Source organism: Xanthobacter sp. DMC12, assembly GCF_056314105.1.
Genome location: NZ_JBQUYZ010000001.1, coordinates 1,617,813 through 1,638,151, shown reverse-complemented (window position 1 = coordinate 1,638,151; position 20,339 = coordinate 1,617,813). Strand labels below are relative to the sequence as shown.

21 protein-coding genes are annotated in these 20,339 nt (G+C 66.7%); 3 read left to right on the top strand and 18 right to left on the bottom strand.

All coding sequences use genetic code 11. The features are described 5' to 3' along the window. Nucleotides 1-242 precede the first annotated feature (242 nt). Together ACT535_RS07520 and ACT535_RS07515 are read right to left on the bottom strand one after the other, a co-directional pair. On the bottom strand, nt 243-2,405 hold the full coding sequence (locus tag ACT535_RS07520) for an exopolysaccharide transport family protein (protein ID WP_476363879.1): 2,163 nt from the start codon (nt 2,403-2,405) through the stop codon (nt 243-245). Between the two features lie 170 nt (nt 2,406-2,575). Continuing rightward, nucleotides 2,576-3,871: a lipopolysaccharide biosynthesis protein gene (locus tag ACT535_RS07515; protein ID WP_476363878.1), complete on the bottom strand. Its 1,296-nt coding sequence runs from the start codon at nt 3,869-3,871 to the stop codon at nt 2,576-2,578. Nucleotides 3,872-4,217: 346 nt separating this feature from the next. Here ACT535_RS07515 and ACT535_RS07510 point away from each other — a divergent pair, with 346 nt between their 5' ends. Beyond that, nucleotides 4,218-4,709, top strand: coding sequence for a hypothetical protein (locus tag ACT535_RS07510; protein WP_476363877.1), 492 nt, complete (start codon nt 4,218-4,220; stop codon nt 4,707-4,709). 136 nt (nt 4,710-4,845) lie between these two features. Here the strand turns inward: ACT535_RS07510 and ACT535_RS07505 are convergent, their stop codons facing one another. The 6 genes from ACT535_RS07505 to ACT535_RS07480 form a co-directional block, all read right to left on the bottom strand. Continuing rightward, on the bottom strand, nt 4,846-5,100 hold the full coding sequence (locus tag ACT535_RS07505; RefSeq protein WP_476363876.1) for a hypothetical protein: 255 nt from the start codon (nt 5,098-5,100) through the stop codon (nt 4,846-4,848). Between the two features lie 352 nt (nt 5,101-5,452). Further along, the gene (locus ACT535_RS07500; protein WP_476363875.1) at nt 5,453-6,238 is read right to left on the bottom strand and encodes a succinate dehydrogenase iron-sulfur subunit; all 786 of its coding nucleotides are present in this window, start codon (nt 6,236-6,238) and stop codon (nt 5,453-5,455) included. A 111-nt stretch (nt 6,239-6,349) separates the two neighbouring features. Then, a complete protein-coding gene (gene sdhA, locus ACT535_RS07495) occupies nt 6,350-8,185 on the bottom strand; it encodes a succinate dehydrogenase flavoprotein subunit (RefSeq protein WP_168459926.1) in 1,836 nt (611 codons plus the stop codon). Nucleotides 8,186-8,188: 3 nt separating this feature from the next. After that, nucleotides 8,189-8,605, bottom strand: coding sequence for a succinate dehydrogenase, hydrophobic membrane anchor protein (gene sdhD / locus ACT535_RS07490; RefSeq protein WP_476363874.1), 417 nt, complete (start codon nt 8,603-8,605; stop codon nt 8,189-8,191). A 10-nt stretch (nt 8,606-8,615) separates the two neighbouring features. Then, nucleotides 8,616-9,017 carry a succinate dehydrogenase, cytochrome b556 subunit gene (gene sdhC / locus ACT535_RS07485; protein ID WP_168459924.1) on the bottom strand — a complete coding sequence of 134 codons (402 nt, stop codon included), beginning with the start codon at nt 9,015-9,017 and terminating at the stop codon, nt 8,616-8,618. A 316-nt stretch (nt 9,018-9,333) separates the two neighbouring features. Further along, nucleotides 9,334-10,020 (bottom strand): OmpW/AlkL family protein, encoded by a 687-nt coding sequence (locus tag ACT535_RS07480; protein WP_168459923.1) that lies wholly within the window; start codon nt 10,018-10,020, stop codon nt 9,334-9,336. Nucleotides 10,021-10,434: 414 nt separating this feature from the next. Between ACT535_RS07480 and ACT535_RS07475 the strand changes: the two genes are divergently transcribed. Beyond that, the gene (locus ACT535_RS07475; protein ID WP_476363873.1) at nt 10,435-11,487 is read left to right on the top strand and encodes a CE1 family esterase; all 1,053 of its coding nucleotides are present in this window, start codon (nt 10,435-10,437) and stop codon (nt 11,485-11,487) included. Here ACT535_RS07475 and ACT535_RS07470 read toward each other — a convergent pair. Further along, complete coding sequence (locus tag ACT535_RS07470) at nt 11,463-12,515, bottom strand: MaoC family dehydratase (protein WP_168459921.1); 1,053 nt, start codon at nt 12,513-12,515, stop codon at nt 11,463-11,465. The two genes, ACT535_RS07475 and ACT535_RS07470, sit on opposite strands and share 25 nt — an antisense overlap. 193 nt (nt 12,516-12,708) lie before the next feature. On the opposite strand from ACT535_RS07470, the gene ACT535_RS07465 reads away from it, so the two are divergent. Continuing rightward, nucleotides 12,709-13,623 (top strand): cation diffusion facilitator family transporter, encoded by a 915-nt coding sequence (locus ACT535_RS07465; RefSeq protein WP_168459920.1) that lies wholly within the window; start codon nt 12,709-12,711, stop codon nt 13,621-13,623. A 41-nt stretch (nt 13,624-13,664) separates the two neighbouring features. On the opposite strand, the gene ACT535_RS07460 is transcribed toward ACT535_RS07465, so the two are convergent. The 9 genes from ACT535_RS07460 to ACT535_RS07420 all read right to left on the bottom strand — a co-directional run bounded on the left by ACT535_RS07460 (nt 13,665) and on the right by ACT535_RS07420 (nt 20,178). Then, complete coding sequence (locus tag ACT535_RS07460) at nt 13,665-13,868, bottom strand: DUF1737 domain-containing protein (RefSeq protein WP_168459919.1); 204 nt, start codon at nt 13,866-13,868, stop codon at nt 13,665-13,667. Nucleotides 13,869-13,889: 21 nt separating this feature from the next. Next, entirely contained in the window at nt 13,890-14,591 is a 702-nt protein-coding gene (locus tag ACT535_RS07455; protein WP_476363872.1) for a DJ-1/PfpI family protein, read from the bottom strand. Between the two features lie 7 nt (nt 14,592-14,598). Then, nucleotides 14,599-15,498: an HpcH/HpaI aldolase/citrate lyase family protein gene (locus tag ACT535_RS07450; protein WP_476363871.1), complete on the bottom strand. Its 900-nt coding sequence runs from the start codon at nt 15,496-15,498 to the stop codon at nt 14,599-14,601. A gap of 133 nt (nt 15,499-15,631) precedes the next feature. Next, complete coding sequence (locus ACT535_RS07445) at nt 15,632-16,801, bottom strand: SGNH/GDSL hydrolase family protein (protein ID WP_476363870.1); 1,170 nt, start codon at nt 16,799-16,801, stop codon at nt 15,632-15,634. Nucleotides 16,802-17,093: 292 nt separating this feature from the next. Next, on the bottom strand, nt 17,094-17,576 hold the full coding sequence (locus tag ACT535_RS07440) for a F0F1 ATP synthase subunit B family protein (protein ID WP_168460339.1): 483 nt from the start codon (nt 17,574-17,576) through the stop codon (nt 17,094-17,096). A 154-nt stretch (nt 17,577-17,730) separates the two neighbouring features. Next, nucleotides 17,731-18,462 carry a F0F1 ATP synthase subunit B gene (locus tag ACT535_RS07435; RefSeq protein WP_476363869.1) on the bottom strand — a complete coding sequence of 244 codons (732 nt, stop codon included), beginning with the start codon at nt 18,460-18,462 and terminating at the stop codon, nt 17,731-17,733. A gap of 111 nt (nt 18,463-18,573) precedes the next feature. Beyond that, nucleotides 18,574-18,801, bottom strand: coding sequence for a F0F1 ATP synthase subunit C (locus ACT535_RS07430; RefSeq protein ID WP_024280371.1), 228 nt, complete (start codon nt 18,799-18,801; stop codon nt 18,574-18,576). A 63-nt stretch (nt 18,802-18,864) separates the two neighbouring features. Next, the gene (locus ACT535_RS07425; protein WP_168459915.1) at nt 18,865-19,617 is read right to left on the bottom strand and encodes a F0F1 ATP synthase subunit A; all 753 of its coding nucleotides are present in this window, start codon (nt 19,615-19,617) and stop codon (nt 18,865-18,867) included. 177 nt (nt 19,618-19,794) lie between these two features. Next, nucleotides 19,795-20,178, bottom strand: a complete 384-nt coding sequence (locus ACT535_RS07420; RefSeq protein ID WP_476363868.1) for an AtpZ/AtpI family protein — start codon at nt 20,176-20,178, stop codon at nt 19,795-19,797. Nucleotides 20,179-20,339: the final 161 nt, after the last annotated feature.

Below are 20,339 nucleotides of genomic sequence, written 5' to 3'. Positions count from 1 at the left end.
TCCACGCGGGACGCCCGATCCTCATCCGCCCTTTAGCCCCAGCTCGCGGCATCAACCGACCCTTGGCAAAATATCAACATCGGCTTGAGTCGGGCGATAGCCTGTCCCCTTCTTCTCCCCAGCAAAGAGGAGGCAGACGGAGCGGCTGTGACGCCACACTTCAAGGGAAGCTATAATTCGTTAGGGTTAACGACAGCTTATTCGCGGTGCGGGAGGGTGGAGTCGAACCCGACTATTGGTATTTAAGTGCGGTGATAGAGCCAGTCCGGCAGGTAGTAGCGCCGCCCGAACAGGACTGAGCCGAGCAGCAGACCCCCGCATTCCGTGACCTGGCCGACCAGGTGAGAGGCGGCGGGCGTGCGGGTCTTCTCCGCCTGGATGGCGACCAGGTTGCCGTCCGCGACTTGGCAGAAACGCTGGCTCAGCAGCGTCGCCACGGTGGGGTTGGAGGCGATCAGGACGTGGTCGAAGCTGGTCTTCAGCTCCATCGTCATCCTGAGGGCGTCGGAGATGGGAATGCGCAGGTCGAGCAGAGGAGAGGGCTGCGCGTCCGTGAACATCCACAGGTTCGGAACCGGCGTTCCGATCATGGCGACGCCGCCGCGCACCTCCACGTCCCGCACGGAAGGGATCGGCGGCGGCGGCGTGGTGAGATCGATGAGCAGGGTGCGACGGCCGCGCTGTCCGGCGAATTCCTCGGCAAGATCGCGAGAGAACTTCGGGAGGGAATCGTCGAAATCGGGCGAGAGCACGTGGAAGACGTGTACCGGCTCCCCATCCACCCGGGCATCCAGCAGCACTGTGGCGCAGGTGCCGATGGCCCGTTCCGAGAGGTCGATTTCGGTTTCGTCGGGGTCCATGTCGAAGACGGCGACGACGGGGATGCCGAGCCGGTTCTCCACCTCGTGCGGTGTAATCATGGTGGTTCGCATGGCCGAAGCCAGCGCGCCGGCGGCGGCGCCGAAGAGCAGGCCGGCGAACAGGCCGCCCGCGAGGATCGGGAAGGTGAGCGAGCGTTTCACCACGGCCGCTCCGGCATCCTGAACCACGCGGACCGAAGACTGCCGCGACTGCGCCGCCGCTTCCTCGATGGAGGCGGCCACTGCGCGCCGCTGGTATTCGCGGAAACCGTCGTTGAGCGCGTCGCGCCGCCGGTTCAGCTCGATGAGCGGCGTCTCCACCGCGCGCAGGGTGGCGAGGCGCTCACGCGCCACCTTGAGCTGCTCCACCAATTCTACCTGCTGGCGGGAGAGCGAATCCTTCTCGACCCGGAGGCTGAGCACCATGGTCTGCACATAGTTGATCTGCGGGTTGCGCGAGGCCCGGTCGGTCACATAGCGGCGATCCTCGCGGACCTTGATCTTGGCGCGCACGGTGGCGATCTGCTTGTCCAGCTCGCGCAGCAGCACGCTGCCCGGGGCATATTGGGCGGCGATGCGATCGCGCTCCATGAGCAGCTTGGTAAGGGTGTTTGGATCCTCGTCGCCGGGCACCGCATTGGTGTTCTCGGCGAACTCGAACACGGAATTGGGCAGCGCGGCGAGCTGCTTCTCGGCCTCGGCGAGCTGGGCCGTCACGGCCACCTCGCGCTCACCCACCTGGCGCTGGCGCTGGATGATGCTGTCGACCTGGTTGGCAGCGAGGACGGCGTCCTGTGCGAAATCAATGATGCCGGCCTTGCTCTTGAGGCTCTCGATCTGCTTGTCGACGGCGGACAGGTCGTTGCTGAAGCGCTGGACTTCCTGGACGAGAATTTTGGAAGTGGGGTTCTCCAGCGTCCGGCGGCGCACCGCCAGATAGTTGTGGACGATGGCGTTGGTGGTTTCCACGGCGAGCGCGCGGTCGGCGTTGGTATAGCTCACCTTGATGATGTTGGAATTTGCCTGCACGGCGGCGCGCATGTTGCCCTGCAAGCGTTCGATGGCCCGATCGAGATCGTCGTCGGAGCCGCCGAGGCCCAGCAGGGTCGCAAGCCGGCCCTTCGGGAAGAGCCGGTCGATGCCGATCTGCTCCACCACCGCGCGGGCGACTTCCGCGCTCTGCACGATCTGGACTTCCGCCTCGACCTGCTTGAGGCCCTCAATGCTGAGCACGCTCGGTCCGCTGTCGGTCACGTTCTGCGCGGTCGAGACCTCGCGGCTCACGATCACCATCAAGAGGCTGCTGGCGGTATATTCGGTGCGGGCGCTGAGCGCGCCGACGATGCCGACCAGCGCTGGCAGGGCCGCGGCGAGCAGGATGATCCGGTAATGGTAGAAGGCCGCGATGAGGAAATCGCGCAGGGTGAAGTTGGTCGTGCCGGAGCCTGCGTCCGGAGCGACGTCGACGTCGGTCTGGTCCGCCTGGCGCACCACCATGAACCTTTCCGACTGCTCCGATGCCCCCGAGGCCGGCGCCATACCCATCAGCATCACCTTGCTTGACCACCAGCCCGGCAGGTCCGCCGCCCGGACCCGTTGCCCATACCTGGCACGCCCGCGCTGTTTTCGCAGACGATTATGAAAATCGACTGGCGAAATTGATTTTGCTTTAACCGCAACGTCAATAAGGGCCGTTCAGCCCGCTTGTCCGTGTCTCAGAATGCCTTGGGCATCAGATGCCGCACGGCGAGCGTCGTGCCGATGGCCCCCTGGGCGATGAAGACGGCGGTGGCGATTGCCGCGCCCATCATCCCGAAGAAGGGAATGAGCGCGGCGCACAGTGCGCTGCAGACCACGAGCTGGCCGATGTTCAGCCAGCGGTGGACGCTGCCGTAGCCGGTCATCGACAGCATGAAGTCCTGGCAGGGCAGGAGGCAGTTCACCAGCTGGCCGAGGCCCATGACCATGAGCGCGGGCCCGGCCACCTCGAACCCCGGCGCGACCAGGTTCAGGATCGACTTGGGAAAGAACACCATGGCCGCGACGACGGGGGTGCCGAACAGCGCCACGGCGAGGCGGACCCGACGGTTGAGCGCGCGCAACTCGTCCCATTGCCCCTGGCGGTGACGGGCAGCGAACGAGGGCGCCGCGACCGTCCCGATGGAGTTCGCCACCACCCAGATGAGCATGGAGATGCGGTTCGCCACCGAGAAGGCACCCACTGCCGAAGGTTCGCCGAACACGGCCAGCAGCAGCACCGGCAGCGAGTTGAGGAAGATCTGCACCACTTCCACGACGCTCAGCGGCATGGCGGTGCGCCACAGCGCGGGCAGGGCATCCGCGGGTGCATCGGGCGACGGGGTGGCGAGGAAGCGGTACCGGTCCATCACCACCATGACGAGGCCGAGCACGGTCGCGGCCAGCAGCGAGGCGGCGAGCGCATAGAGCAGACTGTCCAGCGTATCGGCCCCGACGAACAGCGCGCCGAGGGTCAGCATCGGCCAGATGCCGTTCTGCACCAGCTGCCCCGCGGCCCCGCGATGGAAGCCCACCAGCGCATAGCCGACGAAGATGCACAGGGTCTGCGGCAGGATGGCGTACGCCGAGAGCCTCAGCGCGTGCGCGACCTGCGGATCGTGGAACAGATAGACCGCGAGCGGCTCGGCGAGGGCGACGGTCAGCAGCGTCGCCAGCGTGCCACCGCCGGTGACGATGGCGGCGCCGGTCAGCAGCGCCTTGCGCGCTTCCCGGCCGCGTCCCACCGCGAGTTCCGCCGCCATGTGCCGCAGGACCGCCTTGTCGAAGCCAGCGCGCGCCACCGTGGAAATCAGTCCGATCCAGGTGAGGCACAGGAAGAAATAGCCGGAATCATGCAGGCCCAGCGCCCGCGCGCCGAACATGTAAAGGCCGAGCTTGCCGACAAGCTCCAGCCCGCGGGAGATCATTGAGCCGGCGTAGGCCCCGTAGGTGGTGAGGAGCGGCGCAAATTTGCGTAGGGAAAGCGAGGTCATGAAAATCCGCGGGAAGCGAAGAGGCTGAACCGCGGGTTCCGCCCCAGGAGCCCAAACAGGACAGGCGCGATCGACCGGCAGAAAACGGGCAGAGCCTGTCTCGGCCCGTCCACCGCATCAAGACTTGCAGCTGACCAGGCCGCACCGGATGGGTGCCATCCGTCGCGGTCGAGCCGACGACCGGTCGCGCCCGGCCACGCCGGGATTGAACCACGCCCGGCAACCCCGAAATGGACCCGGACCCTCGCGGGCTCGCGCGCTTTCGACCATCGCCGACCTGCTTTCCGCATATCCCGAGCAGCCGCAAATCGTCTACCTCTTTCGGGAGAAGGTCGGGAGACGGATCATGGCGCGGATGGTTCTTCGCGGGGGAAGTGCGCGGGCGTCGGAGGTGGCGTCCTCAACGCCCTGTCGCGCGGGGCGTCGGTCGCGCGCGGCGGGCCGGTGCGCCATGCTCCTGCTCAAGCTGTTCGGATTCCTGATCGTGGGCGGAAACGCCATGGCACAGTCGCCCATGCAGGGGCTGGATTCCCTGCCGGGCGCCCGGCCGATCATGCGGCCCGATACCGATCCCTATCCGTTCGACGCCTACCAATCGATCAAGACCTATATGAGGGACAATTTGCCTCAAGGCTGGTGGGCGCCGGATCCCTTCCTGCAGGATGGGGTGTTCTCGGTGAAGGTGTTCGTTCCTGATTCCTGGAGCGGCAATCCCACAGGCGCGATGCAGCGCCTATGTCCGCCGCCGGATAGCCACCTGTGGCGCCGCCTGAAGGCGATCGACCTCTATCCCTTCTATCGGCACGCCACCTGGCCCTACGTCACCTGCAGGCCGTGAGGGCGCCCGGCGCGCGTCTCGCGCCGGGGAGGGGCTCCCCATTCTTCTTAACGCGGTGACAAGACCGGACCGAAGGAAGCACGTCTCCTCGACGCGCGCTCCGCCCGGTCGTCGCGGGCTGACGCCCGGTCGAGGATCAGGCCGCCACCTCGTCGCGGAGCGAGCGATGCACATGAACAGCGGCGGCGGGAGCCATGTGACGGCCGGAGGTGCGCTCGAAGCCGAAGATCGCGGCCATCAGCACGAAAGCGAAGAAGATGATGCTGCTGGCGGTGCTCAGCGTGAGCACGATGCTGCCGAGCACGACGAACATCTCTGACGGATGCGTCACGACCCCGAACAGCAGGGCAAAGGCGATAAACGCGGGAAGGACGGCGCGAACGATCGACATGGCTGCTTCTCCGACTGAATCTGTCCAGGGACTTTTCGTCACATGTAAAATTAACGTTAACACATAATTTATCATTTTGAGAAGGACGCGGACCGGCGGCCTGCGCCCCTTGGGACGCGGGTGATTCGTTGGCGGAAAACTTGGAAAAGGGGGCTCGGCGAGGCGCGTTAAAAACGCCGTCGGCGGCGCTCTAGATCAGCCGAAGCGCGGACCGGCGCGCCCCATCAGGCAGACGGGGGCGAGGTCCTTGAGGGCGGTCATGGCCGTCGGCGGTGCGGAGCCTTCGGAAAACAAAAGGACCGCCGCGCCAGTGAGGCGGGCGGTCCCGGAAAAGCCGGAGATGCGTGGCGCGTCAGATCTGGCGCTCGACCATCATCTTCTTGATTTCGGCGATGGCCTTGGCCGGGTTGAGGCTCTTCGGGCACGCCTGGGCGCAATTCATGATGGTGTGGCAGCGATAGAGCCGGAAGGGATCTTCCAGATAGTCGAGGCGCTCGCCGGTGCGCTCGTCGCGGCTGTCCTTCAGCCAGCGGGTGGCCTGGAGCAGCGCGGCCGGGCCGAGGTAGCGGTCGCCGTTCCACCAGTAGCTCGGGCACGAGGTGGAGCAGCAGGCGCACAGGATGCACTCGTAGAGGCCATCCAGCTTCTCGCGGTCGTCCTTGGACTGGCGCCACTCCTTCTCGGGGGCGGCGGTGTCCGTCTGGAGCCAGGGCTCGATGGAGGCGTGCTGGGCGTAGAAATTGGTGAGGTCGGGCACCAGATCCTTCACCACCGGCATGTGCGGCAGGGGATAGATGTTGACCACGCCCTTCACCAGCACCTCGTCCATGCCCTTGGTGCAGGCGAGGGTGTTGGTGCCGCCGATGTTCATGGCGCACGAGCCGCACACGCCTTCGCGGCAGGAGCGGCGGAAGGTGAGGGTCGGGTCGATCTTGTTCTTGATGTAGATCAGGCCGTCCAGCACCATCGGGCCGCAATCCTCGCGGTCGACATGATAGGTGTCGATGCGCGGGTTCTTCCCGTCGTCCGGATTCCAGCGGTAGATGCGGAACTCGGTCAGCTTCTTGGCGCCGGCCGGCTTCGGCCAGGTCTTGCCGGTGGTGACCTGCGAGTTCTTCGGAAGAGTGAGCTCAACCATGGGACGTCCTGAAGCGCTGGAGCGGTGACCGCCCGCAGGAATTCTTGCCATGGCCGCGCGCGGCGGGCGTTTGCCCTAGCGCGCGCGGTCGAGTGGGGCCCAGGTGGGGCCTCAGTACACGCGCTTCTTCGGCTCGATGTACTGGATGTCGTTGGACAGCGTGTAGGTATGCACCGGACGGTCGTCGAGGCGGACCGCACCCGAGGCCGGGTCGAAATAGGCCAGCGTGTGCTTCATCCAGTTCACGTCGTCGCGGTCCGGGAAGTCTTCGCGGGCATGGGCGCCACGGCTTTCCTGACGGTTCGCGGCGCTCTCCATGGTGACGATGGCCTGCGAGATGAGGTTCTCGTATTCCAGCGTCTCGATGAGGTCGGAGTTCCACACCAGCGAGCGGTCGGTGACGCCGATGTCGCTCGAGGCGTTGAACACGTCGTGGATGAGCTTCTTGCCCTCTTCGAGCACCTCGCCGGTGCGGAAGACGGCGCAGTTGTTCTGCATCACCTTCTGCATGGACAGGCGCAGCTCGGCGGTGGGGGTGCCGCCGGACGCGTAGCGATACTTGTCGAGGCGGGAGAGCGACAGCTCGGCGCTGTTCTCCGGCAGGGGCCGGTGCTTCTCGCCGGGCTTCACCAGCTCCGCCGCGCGCAGGCCGGCGGCGCGGCCGAACACCACGAGGTCGATGAGCGAATTGGAGCCGAGGCGGTTGGCGCCGTGGACCGAGACGCAGGCAGCCTCGCCGATGGCCATCAGGCCGGGCACCACCTTGTCCGGATCGCCGGCGCGCTTGTCGAGCACTTCGCCGTAATAGTTCGTGGGAATGCCGCCCATGTTGTAGTGCACGGTCGGCAGGATCGGGATCGGCTCGCGGGTCACGTCCACGCCGGCGAAGATCTTCGCGCTCTCCGAGATGCCGGGCAGGCGCTCGTGGAGGACGGCGGGGTCCAGATGGTCGAGGTGGAGGAAGGCGTGGTCCTTCGCCTTGCCGACGCCACGACCCTCGCGGATCTCCATGGTGATGGCGCGGGACACCACGTCACGCGAGGCGAGATCCTTGGCCGAGGGGGCATAGCGCTCCATGAAGCGCTCGCCCTCGGAATTGGTCAGGTAGCCGCCCTCGCCGCGGGCGCCCTCGGTGATGAGGCAACCCGAGCCGTAGATGCCGGTGGGGTGGAACTGCACGAACTCCATGTCCTGCAGGGGCAGGCCGGCGCGCAGCACCATGCCGCCGCCGTCGCCGGTGCAGGTATGGGCCGAAGTGGCGGAGAAATAGGCGCGGCCGTAGCCACCGGTGGCGAGCACGGTGAGGTGCGCACGGAAACGGTGGATGGTGCCGTCGTCGAGCTTGATGGCCACCACGCCGCGGCAGCGGCCTTCCTCATCCATGATGAGGTCGATGGCGAAATATTCGACGAAGAATTCCGCCTGATGCTTCAGTGCCGCGCCATAGAGCGTGTGCAGCATGGCATGGCCGGTGCGGTCCGCCGCGGCGCAAGTGCGCTGGGCGGTGCCCTTGCCGAAATGCGTGGTCATGCCGCCGAACGGGCGCTGGTAGATCTTGCCGTCCTCGGTGCGGGAGAAGGGCACGCCCCAGTGCTCCAGCTCGTAGACGGCGGCCGGCGCGTTGCGCACGAGGTATTCAATGGCGTCCTGGTCGCCCAGCCAGTCCGACCCCTTGACGGTGTCGTACATGTGCCATTCCCACTTGTCGTCGCCCATGTTGCCGAGCGAGGCGGCGACGCCGCCCTGGGCGGCCACGGTGTGGGAGCGGGTGGGGAACACCTTGGTGATGCAGGCGGTGCGCAGGCCAGCCTCGGAGCAGCCCACCACCGCCCGCAGGCCCGCGCCGCCGGCGCCGACCACGAGCACGTCGTAGGTGTGATCCTCGATGGGGTAGGCGGCGCCGTTGATGCCGGGCGCGGCGGCCCCGTTCGTTGCGGTATCGGCCATGTGTCAGCCTCCCAGGCTGATCTTGAGCACGGCGAAGGCGCCGGCGAGGGCAACGGCAATGCTGAAGAAGGTGTTGGCCACGATGAGCAGCACCTTGAGGCCTTCCGTATGCACGTAGTCCTCAATGACCACCTGCATGCCGATGCGCATGTGGGTCGTAACAGAAAGCAGCGTCAGAAGGATGATGACCGCCACCAGCGGATGGCCGAGCGTCGCGCGCGCCGCAGCGTAGCTCTGGCCGGCCACCGAGATCACGATGATGATGAAGGCGATGGAGAGCAGCAGGTTCGCCGCGCCGGTGAGGCGCTGCATGAAGAAATGCTCTGTGCCTGACTTGGCGGCGCCAAGCCCGCGGACGCGGCCGAGGGGGGTGCGCATGGTGGCGCGAACGGGCGCGTGACCGGAATGGGGGGTGCTCATGGCGTTCTCCTCAGCCCTTCAGCGCGAGGCCGATGATCCAGACGACAACGGTGAGGACCACCGAGCCGGCCAGGGTGGCCTTGGCGAGCAGCACGCGTTCCTGCGGGCCGAAGCCGTGGATGAAGTCCCAGAAGAAATGCCGCACGCCGCCGAGCGCATGGTGCAGCAGCGCCCAGGTGAAGCCGAACAGCACCAGGAGGCCAATGGGTGAACCTGCCACCGCGCTGAACGTGGCATAGGCCGTTGGGGACGTCGCCGCGGCGAGGAGCCACCAAACCAGGATCGCCGTGCCGAAATACAGTCCGACGCCCGTGATGCGATGCACAATGGACATCATCATCGTGAACAGCGGACGGTAAATCTGTAGGTGTGGCGAAAGGGGGCGATCAATGCGCTGAGGGCTGTCGGCCATGGGGCCTCCTCCTGAAAAATCGATCGATCAGGTATCTCAATCGTCGTCTCTTCGCAACGATTCCAAAGCACCTTGGGCGGCTTTAAAGACCGATACGCAGCGGCCGGCAATTGGATGATCGTCCTATGCCTGCGCTTGTAGCCGCCGATTGCTGCGGTGCCAACGCCCCGCCAGGCAGATCGCGCATCGCGGGGCAGCGCCCGCGACATCATCGCATCAGGCGGGCGAAGGATCAGCCGTCCGTAGGCTCCAAGCGCAGACGAAAAAAAACGCCGGGCGAGCCCGGCGTTTTCTGGGTTGGGTCTGGATCTGGCGATCAGAAGCGGTAGGTCACGCCCGTGCCGAAGATCCAGGGGTTGAGGTCCGCGCCGCCCTGGAGGTAGGTGCCGCCCACCGTCTGCAGCAGGAAGTCGGGCTGCAGGAAGATCTTCTTCACGTCGACGTTGATGCCCCAGTGGCGGTCGATCATCCAGTCGAAGCCGGCCTGCAGGGCAAGGCCCCACGCGTCCTGGACCTTCAGCGAGGAGAAGGCCGGGTTGGTGGCTTCCTGGCTGAAGAAGGCGGTGTAGTTCACGCCGGCGCCGATATAGGGCTTGAACGGGCCGAAGTCGGTGAAATGGTACTGCAGGGTGAGGGTGGGGGGCAGCAGCCACACCTTGCCGACCTGACCGAGACCGGTGAGGGTGCCGGCACCGTAGATGTTGTGGGGGGTCACGCCGAGGATCAGTTCGGCGGCGATATTCTTGGTGAAGAAGTAGGAGATGTCGAGCTCCGGAACGACCGCGCTCGAGTAGGTGAGGTTGGAGAACGGGACGCCGGTCACCGAGCCGCCGTTCTCAGGCAGCACGTAGAGGGCGCGCACGCGGATCTGCCACGGGCTGAGGGGTTCTTCCACCGCCGGCGCCTTGTACACCGGGGTGGACAGATCGGCGGCGGTCGCGCTGCCGGCAACCAGGGCGCTGAGCCCCGCCGCGAGAATGATACCAAGTCCGAGCTTCGACATGCCCCGCTCCCACAAGCCCTTTGAGATAACTGATGGGAAACACTTCCTCCCGAGAGGCCCTGTTCAGTTTGATCTAGATCAAAAATACGGCGGAGCCGCCGCTTGTGTGGCCGTGGCGACACACCTCCGCCCCGCCGCCGCCGTATTCGCAAGGCAAGCCTGCACCTGCTCGCAGGGGCGGCGACTGCGATAAAATCTCATTGTTTCAAGAGGCTTATTGCGCCCATGACGGTCTTTGCCGCCCTTGTCTGCCGCCGACTGGCCCCTGACGCTCCGACTTTAGGCGTGTGGCAATCGTGGCTGCGGCGGGGCGCCGCTGGCAGCTGGATGTTCCTTGCGAGTCTCTTTTTGTTCCTGCTTTGGTCGGCATCTGCTCCGCTCCATGCGGAATCGGTCAAGGACCTCAGGCTCTCCGTGAACGGAGAGACGCGCCGCTACGTCGTCTTGACGCCCGAGGGAGTCACGACGCCTGCGCCCACGGTGATCGCGCTCCACGGCGCGGCGCAGACCCCGGAAAGCTTCCGCGCCTATTTCGGCCTCGACGCCGCCGCGGCTAAACACGGATTCGTCGCCGTCTATCCGGAAGGCGAGGGGCGCACGTGGAACGATGGCCGCCCAGCGGCCATGCGGCTCAAGATGATGCTGCGGCCGGGCGACGACGTGGCGTTCCTCGTGGCATTGGCGCGACGCCTCGCCTCGGATGGCATCGCCGACCCCAACCGCATCTATCTCACCGGCATCTCGAACGGCGGCTTCATGGTGCAGCGCATGGCGTGCGAGTATGCGGAGCTGTTCGCCGCCTATTCGGCGATCATGTCCACCGCCCCCGCCAATTATAAGGAAGAGTGCCAGCCGTCGAAGCCGGTCTCCATCCAGTTCATTCACGGCACGGCGGATTCGGTGATCGGCTATGCGGGTTTCTGGACGCCGCTGGGCTCGACCCTCTCGGCACCCGACAGCGCACGCCTCTATGCCGCTCTCGACGGATGCGGGCCGGCCACGACCACCAAACTGCCCGACCTCGCCCCGGATGACGGCACCACGGCCGAGCTGCGCCGCTGGGAAGGGTGTCGGGATGGCAGCGCCGTGGAGCTCATTACCATTGAGCGCGGCGGCCACCAGTCCCCGGCCATGGTGGATACGAAGCCGGATCTCGCCACGCCTTTCCTCGGCCTACGCAGCCACGACATCGATGCCGGCGAGGAAGTCTGGCGCTTCATGTCGGTCTATGGCGGCTTGCCGGCGGCCGTGCCATCCGTGCCGCCGCGCAAGCCGAAGCCCAAGCCGGCCACATCCGGCGCTGCGCCGAAGTCACCTGCGCCGACCTCGGGTCCGGCCGACGGAAGCAAGCCGGCGGACGCGAAGCCGCCGGCTCCTAAGCCGCAAGGGGCAAGCGCTGTGCCGCCCACGACCTCGGCCGGGGCGGCGTCCGGCGCGACCGGTCAGCGCGGGATCAGCGCCCAGTAGTCGAGATCGAGGATCACGCTCGGGTCGTAATCACCGTTCTCCGCCTTGAAGGGGAAATCGGCGGTCGGCCGGTCCTTGGTGGCGACGGTACGCAGGCGCAGCGCGCCCACATCGTCGCGACCCGGCAGCTCCTGCGCGTCCAGCACCTCGCTCCAGGCATGCACGGTGAGGCCCGCGAACAGCGGCGCAACGTGCCGGCCGCCATTGATGGCGGCGACGTGGAAGGCATTGGCAAGGCCATTGAACGACAGGGCGCGGGCGATCGAGATCACGTGCCCGCCGTAGATCAGCCGGCGGCCGAAGCGGCCCTGGCCTTCGGTGAACTGGTTAAAGTGCACCTTGGCCGTGTTCTGGTAAAGGCGGGTGGCGATCATGTGCTCCGCCTCCTCCACCGTCATGCCGTCCACATGGTCGATGCGCTCGCCCACCGCATAGTCGCTGAAGCGGGCGGTCGAGCCGGAGAGGTCGAAGCGCCAGCCTTCGATATCGAGCACCGGCACGGCGCCGCCGAGGGCATCGGGCGCCAGCGCGGCCGGAAGGGTGGGCACCACAGGCTCCGGCGCGGGCAGGGACGGGTCGGCCTTGCGCACCATCACCCAGCGCACATAGTCCAGCACCTCGGTGCCGTCCTGGTTGAAGCCCACGGAGCGGACATAGACGACGCCGCTCTGGCCGTTGGAATTCTCCCTGAGGCCAATCACCTCGGAGACGGCGGTGAGGGTGTCACCCGGATAGACCGGGGCGAGGAAGCGTCCGCCCGCATAGCCGAGGTTGGCCACTGCGTTGAGCGAGATGTCCGGCACCGTCTTGCCAAAGACCGTGTGAAACACGAGCAGGTCGTCCACCGGCGCGGCGGGATAGCCGATCTCCTGGGCAAACGTATCGGCCGACTGGACCGCGAAGCGGGTGCCATACAGGGCGCTGTAGAGGCTCACGTCGCCCACGGTGACGGTGCGCGGCGTTGCGTGGCGGATCACCTGGCCGACGCTGAAATCCTCGAAGAAATTGCCCCGGTTGGTCTTGCTCATCTAGGGTCCCCCCGTTTGTTGGCGCATGTTGCAGAGCGCGTGGGTGCGACGCAACAGGCCGAAGGGAGAAGGTGCCGAATTGCGGCCGGAATGCCGGTTCGGCTTGACGCATGCCCCCCTCATGGTCCTCATGGGGGCATTCCGGTGGGGTGCTGGGCCGCTCCGGAGGGCGCAGCGGAAAGAGGGGGCGTTCGTGTCGGGTTCGGCGAGCCAGAATCTGTCGTTTCAGGCCATGATCTTCACGGCCTGCCTGTTCCCCTTCTACATCCTTGCCGCGACGCTCACCAATTCGGCGGCGATCCTCACCGATCTGCTTGCCACCTCCTTCGACCTCACGGCGCTCACCGCCTGCTGGCTGGTGCTGAAGCTCGCCCACAAGGCGCACGCGGGCAAATATGCCTATGGCCTCGGCAAGCTGGAAAACCTCGCCGAACTGATGATCGCGCTGCTGCAGACCATCCTGGTGGTCATCGCCGGCACCCGCGCCATCATCCGCGTGATGCACCCAGAGGGCGTGGACGGCGCCGAGCTGGGCCTCTTCGTGGCGGCCCTGGCGGTGATCGGCAACGTGATCCTGAACCGCAAGGCGACCCGCCTCGCCCACGAGACCCATTCGCCGGTGCTGGCCGCTCAGGCCCGCGTGCACCTCGTCTCGGCCATCGCCTCGGGCTCGGTGTTCACGGTCACGGTGATCCTGTCGATCTTCAACAACATCCCGATCCTGTACTACCTCGACCCGCTGGGCTCGTTCGTCGTCATCGGGTTCATGATCTACAACATCTACGCCATGCTCTCGAACTCGGTGGCCTCGCTGCTCGACCAAGCCATCGACGAGGCGGGGCAGCTGCGCATCCTCAAGGTGCTGACCACCCACTTTGACGATTTCGACGAACTGGGCGACATCCGCACCCGCCAGTTCGGCGGCAAGATGTTCGTTGAGCTGCATCTCGGCTTTGAGAGCGACTGGACGGTGGCCCGCGCCCGCGCCGTGGTGGCCAAGCTTACCGAGTCGGTGAAGCGGGAATTCCGCGAGGCGGGCGACGAGGTGGATGTCTCCATCGTCCTCATGCCGGGCCACGCCGCAGCGGCCGAGGCGACGGCGGCCTGATCCGCCGTCGGGTCTTTCAGGCGCCCTCCGCGCCGGCAATCTCAGTGCTCGGAGAGGACCACGTCGTCCGACCACTCGCCCTCGACTTCCTTGACGATGGCCTGGCCGCAGATGACGCGGCCCTGCGCGGTGTCGAAGGTCAGCGTCGGCGCGCCGTGTAACTGCCAGCCCCGGTTGAGGGCAGCGGACACGCGCTTGCAGAAGGCGGCGTCGTCAGGGCCGGTGAGATAGCGATAAAGCTTCATGGGTCAGTCCCCCTTAAGGTGTCAGAGCCGCGCGCCGATGCGGCGGGCAACGGCATCACGCCTGTCCTGAAAGCCCTGCGTCCGCCCCCTCACCTCGTCGACGAGGCGCGGATCCTCCTTGTCGCGGGGCGGGAAGGGCGGTTCGGGCTGGTATTCGATGGCGAGGGCGATGCGTCGCGCCTCATCCTCGCTGGCGATCTCGCCCGCCAGCGCCAGAGCCAGGTCGATGCCGGAGGAAACGCCAGCGCCGGTGAAGCGATTGCGGTCGATCACCACCCGTTCCTCCACCGGGATGGCACCGAGATGGGCCAGCTGCGGGAGAGACAGCCAGTGGCAGGTGGCCCGGTAGCCCTTGAGCAGTCCCGCCGCGCCAAGGATCAGCGATCCGGTGCAGACGGACGTCACATAGCGCGCGCCGGCGGCCATCTCCTGCAGGAAGCCGAGGGTTTCCCGATCTTCCATCAGTTCGAGCTGCCCCGGGCCGCCGGGCACGAACAGCACGTCGCAGCCGTGGACTTCCTTGAAGGCGGCCGTCGGCATGATGGCGAGGCCTGCCACGTCCTTCACCGGCTTGGTGCTCGCCTTCCAGACGATGTCGATCTTCGCGCCGGGCAGGCGCGCCAACACCTCGAACGGCCCGGTCAGGTCGAGCTGCGCCATGTCCGGATAGGCAAGCATGACGATGTGCAGGGGGGCGGGCCTGGCCGGTGCAGACGTGTCCATGGCGCGCTCAGACGCGGGCGGCGATGGCGTCGGCCAGCGCCACGGTGCGCTTGGCCATCTCCGCGTGCAGCAGCTCCACCATGCGGCCGTCGAGGGTGATGACGCCCTTGCCGGCGTTCTCGGGTAGCGCGAAGGCGGCGATGATCGCGCGGGCGCGGGCCACGTCGGCCTCCGGCGGGCTGAAGGCGATGTTGCAGGGCTCGATCTGGCTCGGATGGATGAGCGTCTTGCCGTCCATGCCGAACTCGACGCCCTGGGCGCATTCGGCCTTGAAGCCATCGAGGTCCTGGAACTGATTCCACACCCCGTCGAGCACGTCGACGCCATAAACGCGGGCGGCGGCCACCACGAGGCTCAGCCAGCCCACCATGGGTGCGCGCCCGGGAACTAGCGCGGCGCGGGTTTCCTTGGCGAGGTCGTTGGTGCCCAGCACGAATACCGAGAGACGGGTGAGCGGGTCCTGCGCGGCGGCGGCGATGGACTTGATGTCGAGGATCGCCAGGGGCGTCTCGATCATCGCCCAGACCCGGGTGGTGGCGGGCACGTCCAGCGCCTTGAGGCGGCGGCCGACGGTGACGAGCTGTTCCACCGACTGCACCTTCGGCAGCAGGATCGCGTCCGGCGTGGCGGATGCGGCAGCTTCCAGATCATCCGGCCCCCACGGCGTGTCGAGGCCGTTGATGCGAATGACGACTTCACGCGGCCCGAAACCGCCGGCCTTCACCGTCTCGACGATGCGGCCGCGGGCTTCCACCTTGGCGTCTGGCGCGACCGCATCCTCGAGGTCGAGGATCACCGCGTCCGCGGGCAGGGTCCGCGCCTTCTCCAGCGCACGGGCGTTGGAGCCGGGCATGTAGAGGACGCTGCGGCGCGGACGGATGGACGCGGCGGAAATTCCCTCGGACATGACGGCTCCTCGACCGATGCGGCGGGCGGCGCCCGCACTTCTTCCCTCAAATCGGTAAAGCGGCGCTCCGGCTTTGAAAAGCGGATTTTGCCGCGCTGCGGCAGAGGGTCGGCCGTCGGAATGAAAGGGGCGGTCAGCGCGCTGGCGGAGCAGCGGCGGGCTCTGCGCCAAGGGGCGGCCAGGTGAAATCGTCGGCCCGCCCGCGGACGGGCGGCGGAGCGACGCCATCCTTGAGGACCTTCGCCGCGGAGGCAGCACCCGCGGACACCTGAAGCGGCTCCTGGCGGGCATCGCGGCCAGTGACCGGGGCGCCGGCGAGCGCGGAGGGACGTTCCGGCCCGCTCGTGGCATCAGGCGTCGGTGCCGTACGGGCTCCGCCGCTCTCCTCCAACATGCGGTTGATGTCCTTCTGCACGAAGAACGCGAGCTTTCGTCCGCCGGCGCGGGTGAACCGCACGCCGTCGTTGAACCTCAGGCGCCGGCGCTGGCCGTCCACTGCCGGGCCGTTCGCCATGTATTTTCCGTCCTCATCGACGAAGCCGTCCCAGACATTGGCGAAGGTGAGGCCCGCCCGCGCGACCCGCGCGCGCAGAATTTCGTTCAGCTTTGCATAGTCATCGGAGAGTTGGCCGTTGGCGACCGGGGCGACGCCGACCACGATGACCCGCCCGGCCTTCTCGCGCAGTGCGGCCAGCACCTCGTCCACGCGCTTGCCGTACAATTCGTTCCAGCGCTCGGTCAATGGCTGGGCCTGGGCGTCGCCGTCCTTGATGGGCTGGAGGTCGTCCGAGCCCAAGGCCACGACGGTCACGGAGGGACGCGCCGCGGCGATCGCGTCGGGGAGGCGGGAGAGCCAGTCGACAGGGGTCGGCAGAAAGCCGCTCTCATCGACCGTGTTGTCGATGATGGCGATGCGCTGGCGGTCGGGTACGTACGAATCGGCGAGGCCCTGCGCAAGCTGTCCGGCGAGGCGGTCGCCCAGCACCAGCACGAACTGGCTCGGCGGCACGCGCTTGCCCTGGCTCGCAGCGTCGGCGGAGCCATAGACCACGCCGGTCGGCTCGGCCGGTGCCTGGGGCTTGGCCTGCTGGGGCGGCGGCAGGAGATCAGGCTGGGGCTGGAAGGGCCACCAGCCGGAATTCTGCGGGGGGCGTTGCTGCTGCGGACGCTGCTGGGGCTGCGGATTGCCGCGCGGGACGTTGGCCGGGGGGCGCAGGAAAAAGAAGAAATCGTTCTGCGCAAAGGCCGGGCGGCCAGCATCGGCGCAGAGTAGCACGCCGGTGAGGAGGGCGAGCACCAGCACGGCGAACGGGTTCGTCCGCCCACGGACGTGACCGCTCTGCCGGCCAGGTCCGGGCTGGGAAGCATGTGTTTCCGCTGCGCGCCACATGCCCTAGCAATGGACCAGGCCGGCGGCTCAATCAAGGCGTCCGCAGACCGGCCACGCTTCCGCGACTGTCCGGGGCGGCTGGCCACAGGTCTTTCGACCAAAGGCGCCTGGGAATCTTCGGCGACGGCGCGCAAGGAGCATGAGCGGCGCCAAAATTGAAAAAGGCCGCCAAAGGCGGCCTTTCGGGAGGACGGAGCGCCGACGCTCAGTTCAGCTTGGCCTTGACCTCGCCGATGGCGTTGGAGATCAGGCGGTCGGACACGTCGCCCGTCGCGGCGCGGCCGAGGAGAACCTCGGCGGCCTTGGCGGCGGCTTCTGCGGCGATGGCCTTCACATCGGCCACGGCCTGATGCTCCGCCTGGGCGATCTTGTCCTCAGCCATCTTGGTGCGGCGGGACACGAAGTCCTCAAGCTTGGCCTTCGCCTCGGCGGCGAGGCGCTCGGCCTCCGCCTTGGCGGCGGTGACGATGGACTCCGCCTCGGCCTCGGCCTCGCGCTGCTTGCGCTTGAACTCGGCCACCAGCTTCTGCGCCTCTTCCTTCAGCCGGCGGGCTTCTTCCAGCTCGGCAGAGATGCGCTGGCCGCGGCTATCGAGCGCGGAAGCGATGGCGCGGTGGGCGCCGGCATAGATCAGGATGCCGACGAAGACCACGAAGGCGATGGCGACCCAAAGTTCAGCCAGTGACATCTCGTTCATAACGTCGTCCTCGGGTCCGTCTGCGACCGCCCGGTCCGGGCCTGCGCGACGTTGAAACGTCAGGGTCTTGTCAAGAACGCAAACCGATCGGCGCGTTCGGAATTCCGGTCCCGGCGACCTTTAAGGCGGGCGGGCAGCACGACCGTCAGGCCGCGTCCTTCTTGGCGAGGGCGCTGTCGACGGCCTGTTCCACCTCGTGCTGAGCAGGGCTCGTGCCGATGAGGGTGGAGACGATGGCGCCGGTGGCGTCCACGGCGATGCCCTTCACATGCGTCAGGGCTTCGGTCTTGGTGGAGGTGATGCGCTCTTCGGCCGCCGCAAGCTTGGTGGCGAGTTCCGCCTCAAGCGACTTGCGGTTGGCGTCCTGCTCGGCGCTGAGACGGTTGCGCGTCTCGCCAGCGATGGAATTGGCCTTGGCGCGGGCCTCGTTGAGGGCCTTCTCGTAGGCCGCCTGGGCGGCCTCGCTGTCGGCCTTGTGCTTCGCCGCATCTTCGAGATCGTCGGCGATGCGATCGTGGCGCTCTTCCAGGATGCGGCCGATGCGCGGAAGGGCGATACGGCTCATCAGGAAATAGAGCAGGCCGAAGCTCAGGACGAGCCACAGCAGCTGCGAGGCGAAGGTCGTGCCATCGAAGGGGGGGAAATGGCTCTTGCTGCCATGCTCGGCCCCGCCGCCATGGCCCGCATCCGCGTGTCCCGCTCCGGGAACTGCGGCGGCAGGCTCGTGGGTCCCATGCCCGGCAGCGCCGGTGGGCGGAGCCGCCTGCGCGACCGTCGCCGGCTTGCCGGCTGGATCGCTCGCCGCCGAGACGGGAGCGCCCATCAGGACCGCACCCGCAAACGCCAGCGCGACAGTCACTTTCCACGACTTCATCATGGCTTGCCCGCCTTCGCACCTGTCAAGACAAGGGTGTCTCAAGCACAGGTTGTCAATCACTGCGCCCGGGCGCCAGGCGCCCGGGATGCCTCTGTCGTCGCGAACCTGAAATCAGGCCACGAACAGCAGGACGAGGGCGACGACGAGCGAGAAGATGCCGAGACCTTCCGCGAGCGCGGCGCCGATGAACGCGCGGGCGAACTGGCCGTCGGCAGCCGACGGGTTGCGCAGGGCGCCGGAGAGGAAGTTGCCGAAGATGTTACCGACGCCGACGCCGGCGAGACCCATGCCGAGGCAGGCGAGACCGGCACCAATGAACTTACCAGCTGCGGGATCCATGGACTGCTCCTTCAAAAACTCGAGTGTTGGGGAAACCGGTGGAACGGCGAGGCGACGTCCGGATCAGTGACCCGGGTGGATCGCGTCGTTGAGGTAGATCGAGGTGAGCACCGCGAACACGTAGGCCTGCAGCACCGCCACCAGAAGCTCCAGCGCGGTGAGCGCCACGATCATCAGGAAGGGCAGCGTCGCGCCGAACCAGCCGGCGACACCGGCCGAGGCGAGGCCCACCACGAAGAAGGCGAACACCTTCAGCGCGATATGACCTGCCAGCATGTTGGCGAACAGACGCAGCGACAGGCTGATGGGGCGGGAGAGGAACGAGACGACCTCGATCACCACCAGGAAGGGAAGCAGGAAGCCCGGGACGCCCGACGGCACGAACAGGTGCAGGAAGTGGGTGCCGTGCTTCCAGAAGCCGTAGATGATGACGGTGCCGATCACCAGCAGCGCCAGGGCGGCGGTGACGATCAGGTGGGCCGTGACGGTGAAGGTGTAGGGAATGAGCCCCACCACGTTCGCCACCAGGACGAACATGAACAGCGAGAACACCAGGGGGAAGAACACCATGCCCTGGTTGCCGGCGCTGTCGCGCACCATCTTGGCGATGAATTCGTAGCTCATCTCCGCCGCAGACTGGGCCCGGCCCGGCACCAGAGTGCGGCCGCGGGTGGCGTAGGTGAGGAAGAAGAAGATGATCGCCACGATGCCGAACATGAAGACGGCGGCGTTCGTGAACGAGAATTGCACGCTGCTGAAGTTCAGCAGGTCGACATAGCGCTTGATCTCGAACTGGTGGATCGGATCGACGGTCATCCGAACGCGCCCCCTGCCATCGCGGCCTCAGCCGCTGAACCCAAGATCACGGCCGAAGCCGCCAAATGTATCAACAGGCCGAATCCGTCGCCGGACCCGCCCCAATGACCCGGACGGCTCGCGCCATCCCGAAAACCCTGTCCCGCCGCGCCTTGCCCCATTCGCAGGGGGCGCTCGTCAGGACTTGCCGGGGCCGACCTTCCGGCCTTCGCCGGACGCCCTCAGCATGTTCACCACGCCCGCGGCGAAGCCGACCAGCGTGAACACGATCAGCCCCCAGGGCGTGATCGAGAAGAAGCGATCGATCCCGTACCCGATGAGAGACCCCACCAGAACGCCCGACACAAATTCGGCACCCAGCCGGAAGGCAAGCGCGACGCCCGATTTGGACGAGGTATCCTGCTCTTTCGGAGCCGGGACCTCGGCTTTGGCGCGGACGTGGCCCAACGAGGTGTTGAGCTGCTCAAGCCTTGCGGAGAGCTCGGTATCGGTGGGCCGGGAGCCTGCCGCCCCGTCCGATCCTCTTTTGCCTCCTGTGGAGGTATCGTCAGGTCCGGACATGGCGCAAGTTCCTGGCTCCGGTGGAGGACAGCAGCCCTCCCCCTCGAACCGCGGCGCACCATAGTTGCGTCAAAATTGAGTGTCAAGGCGGCCGCAGTAGGTATCAAGCTTCTGAAAATAAAAGAGAAAAATGTGGCTGCGACATCGTGCTTCGCCGCGTC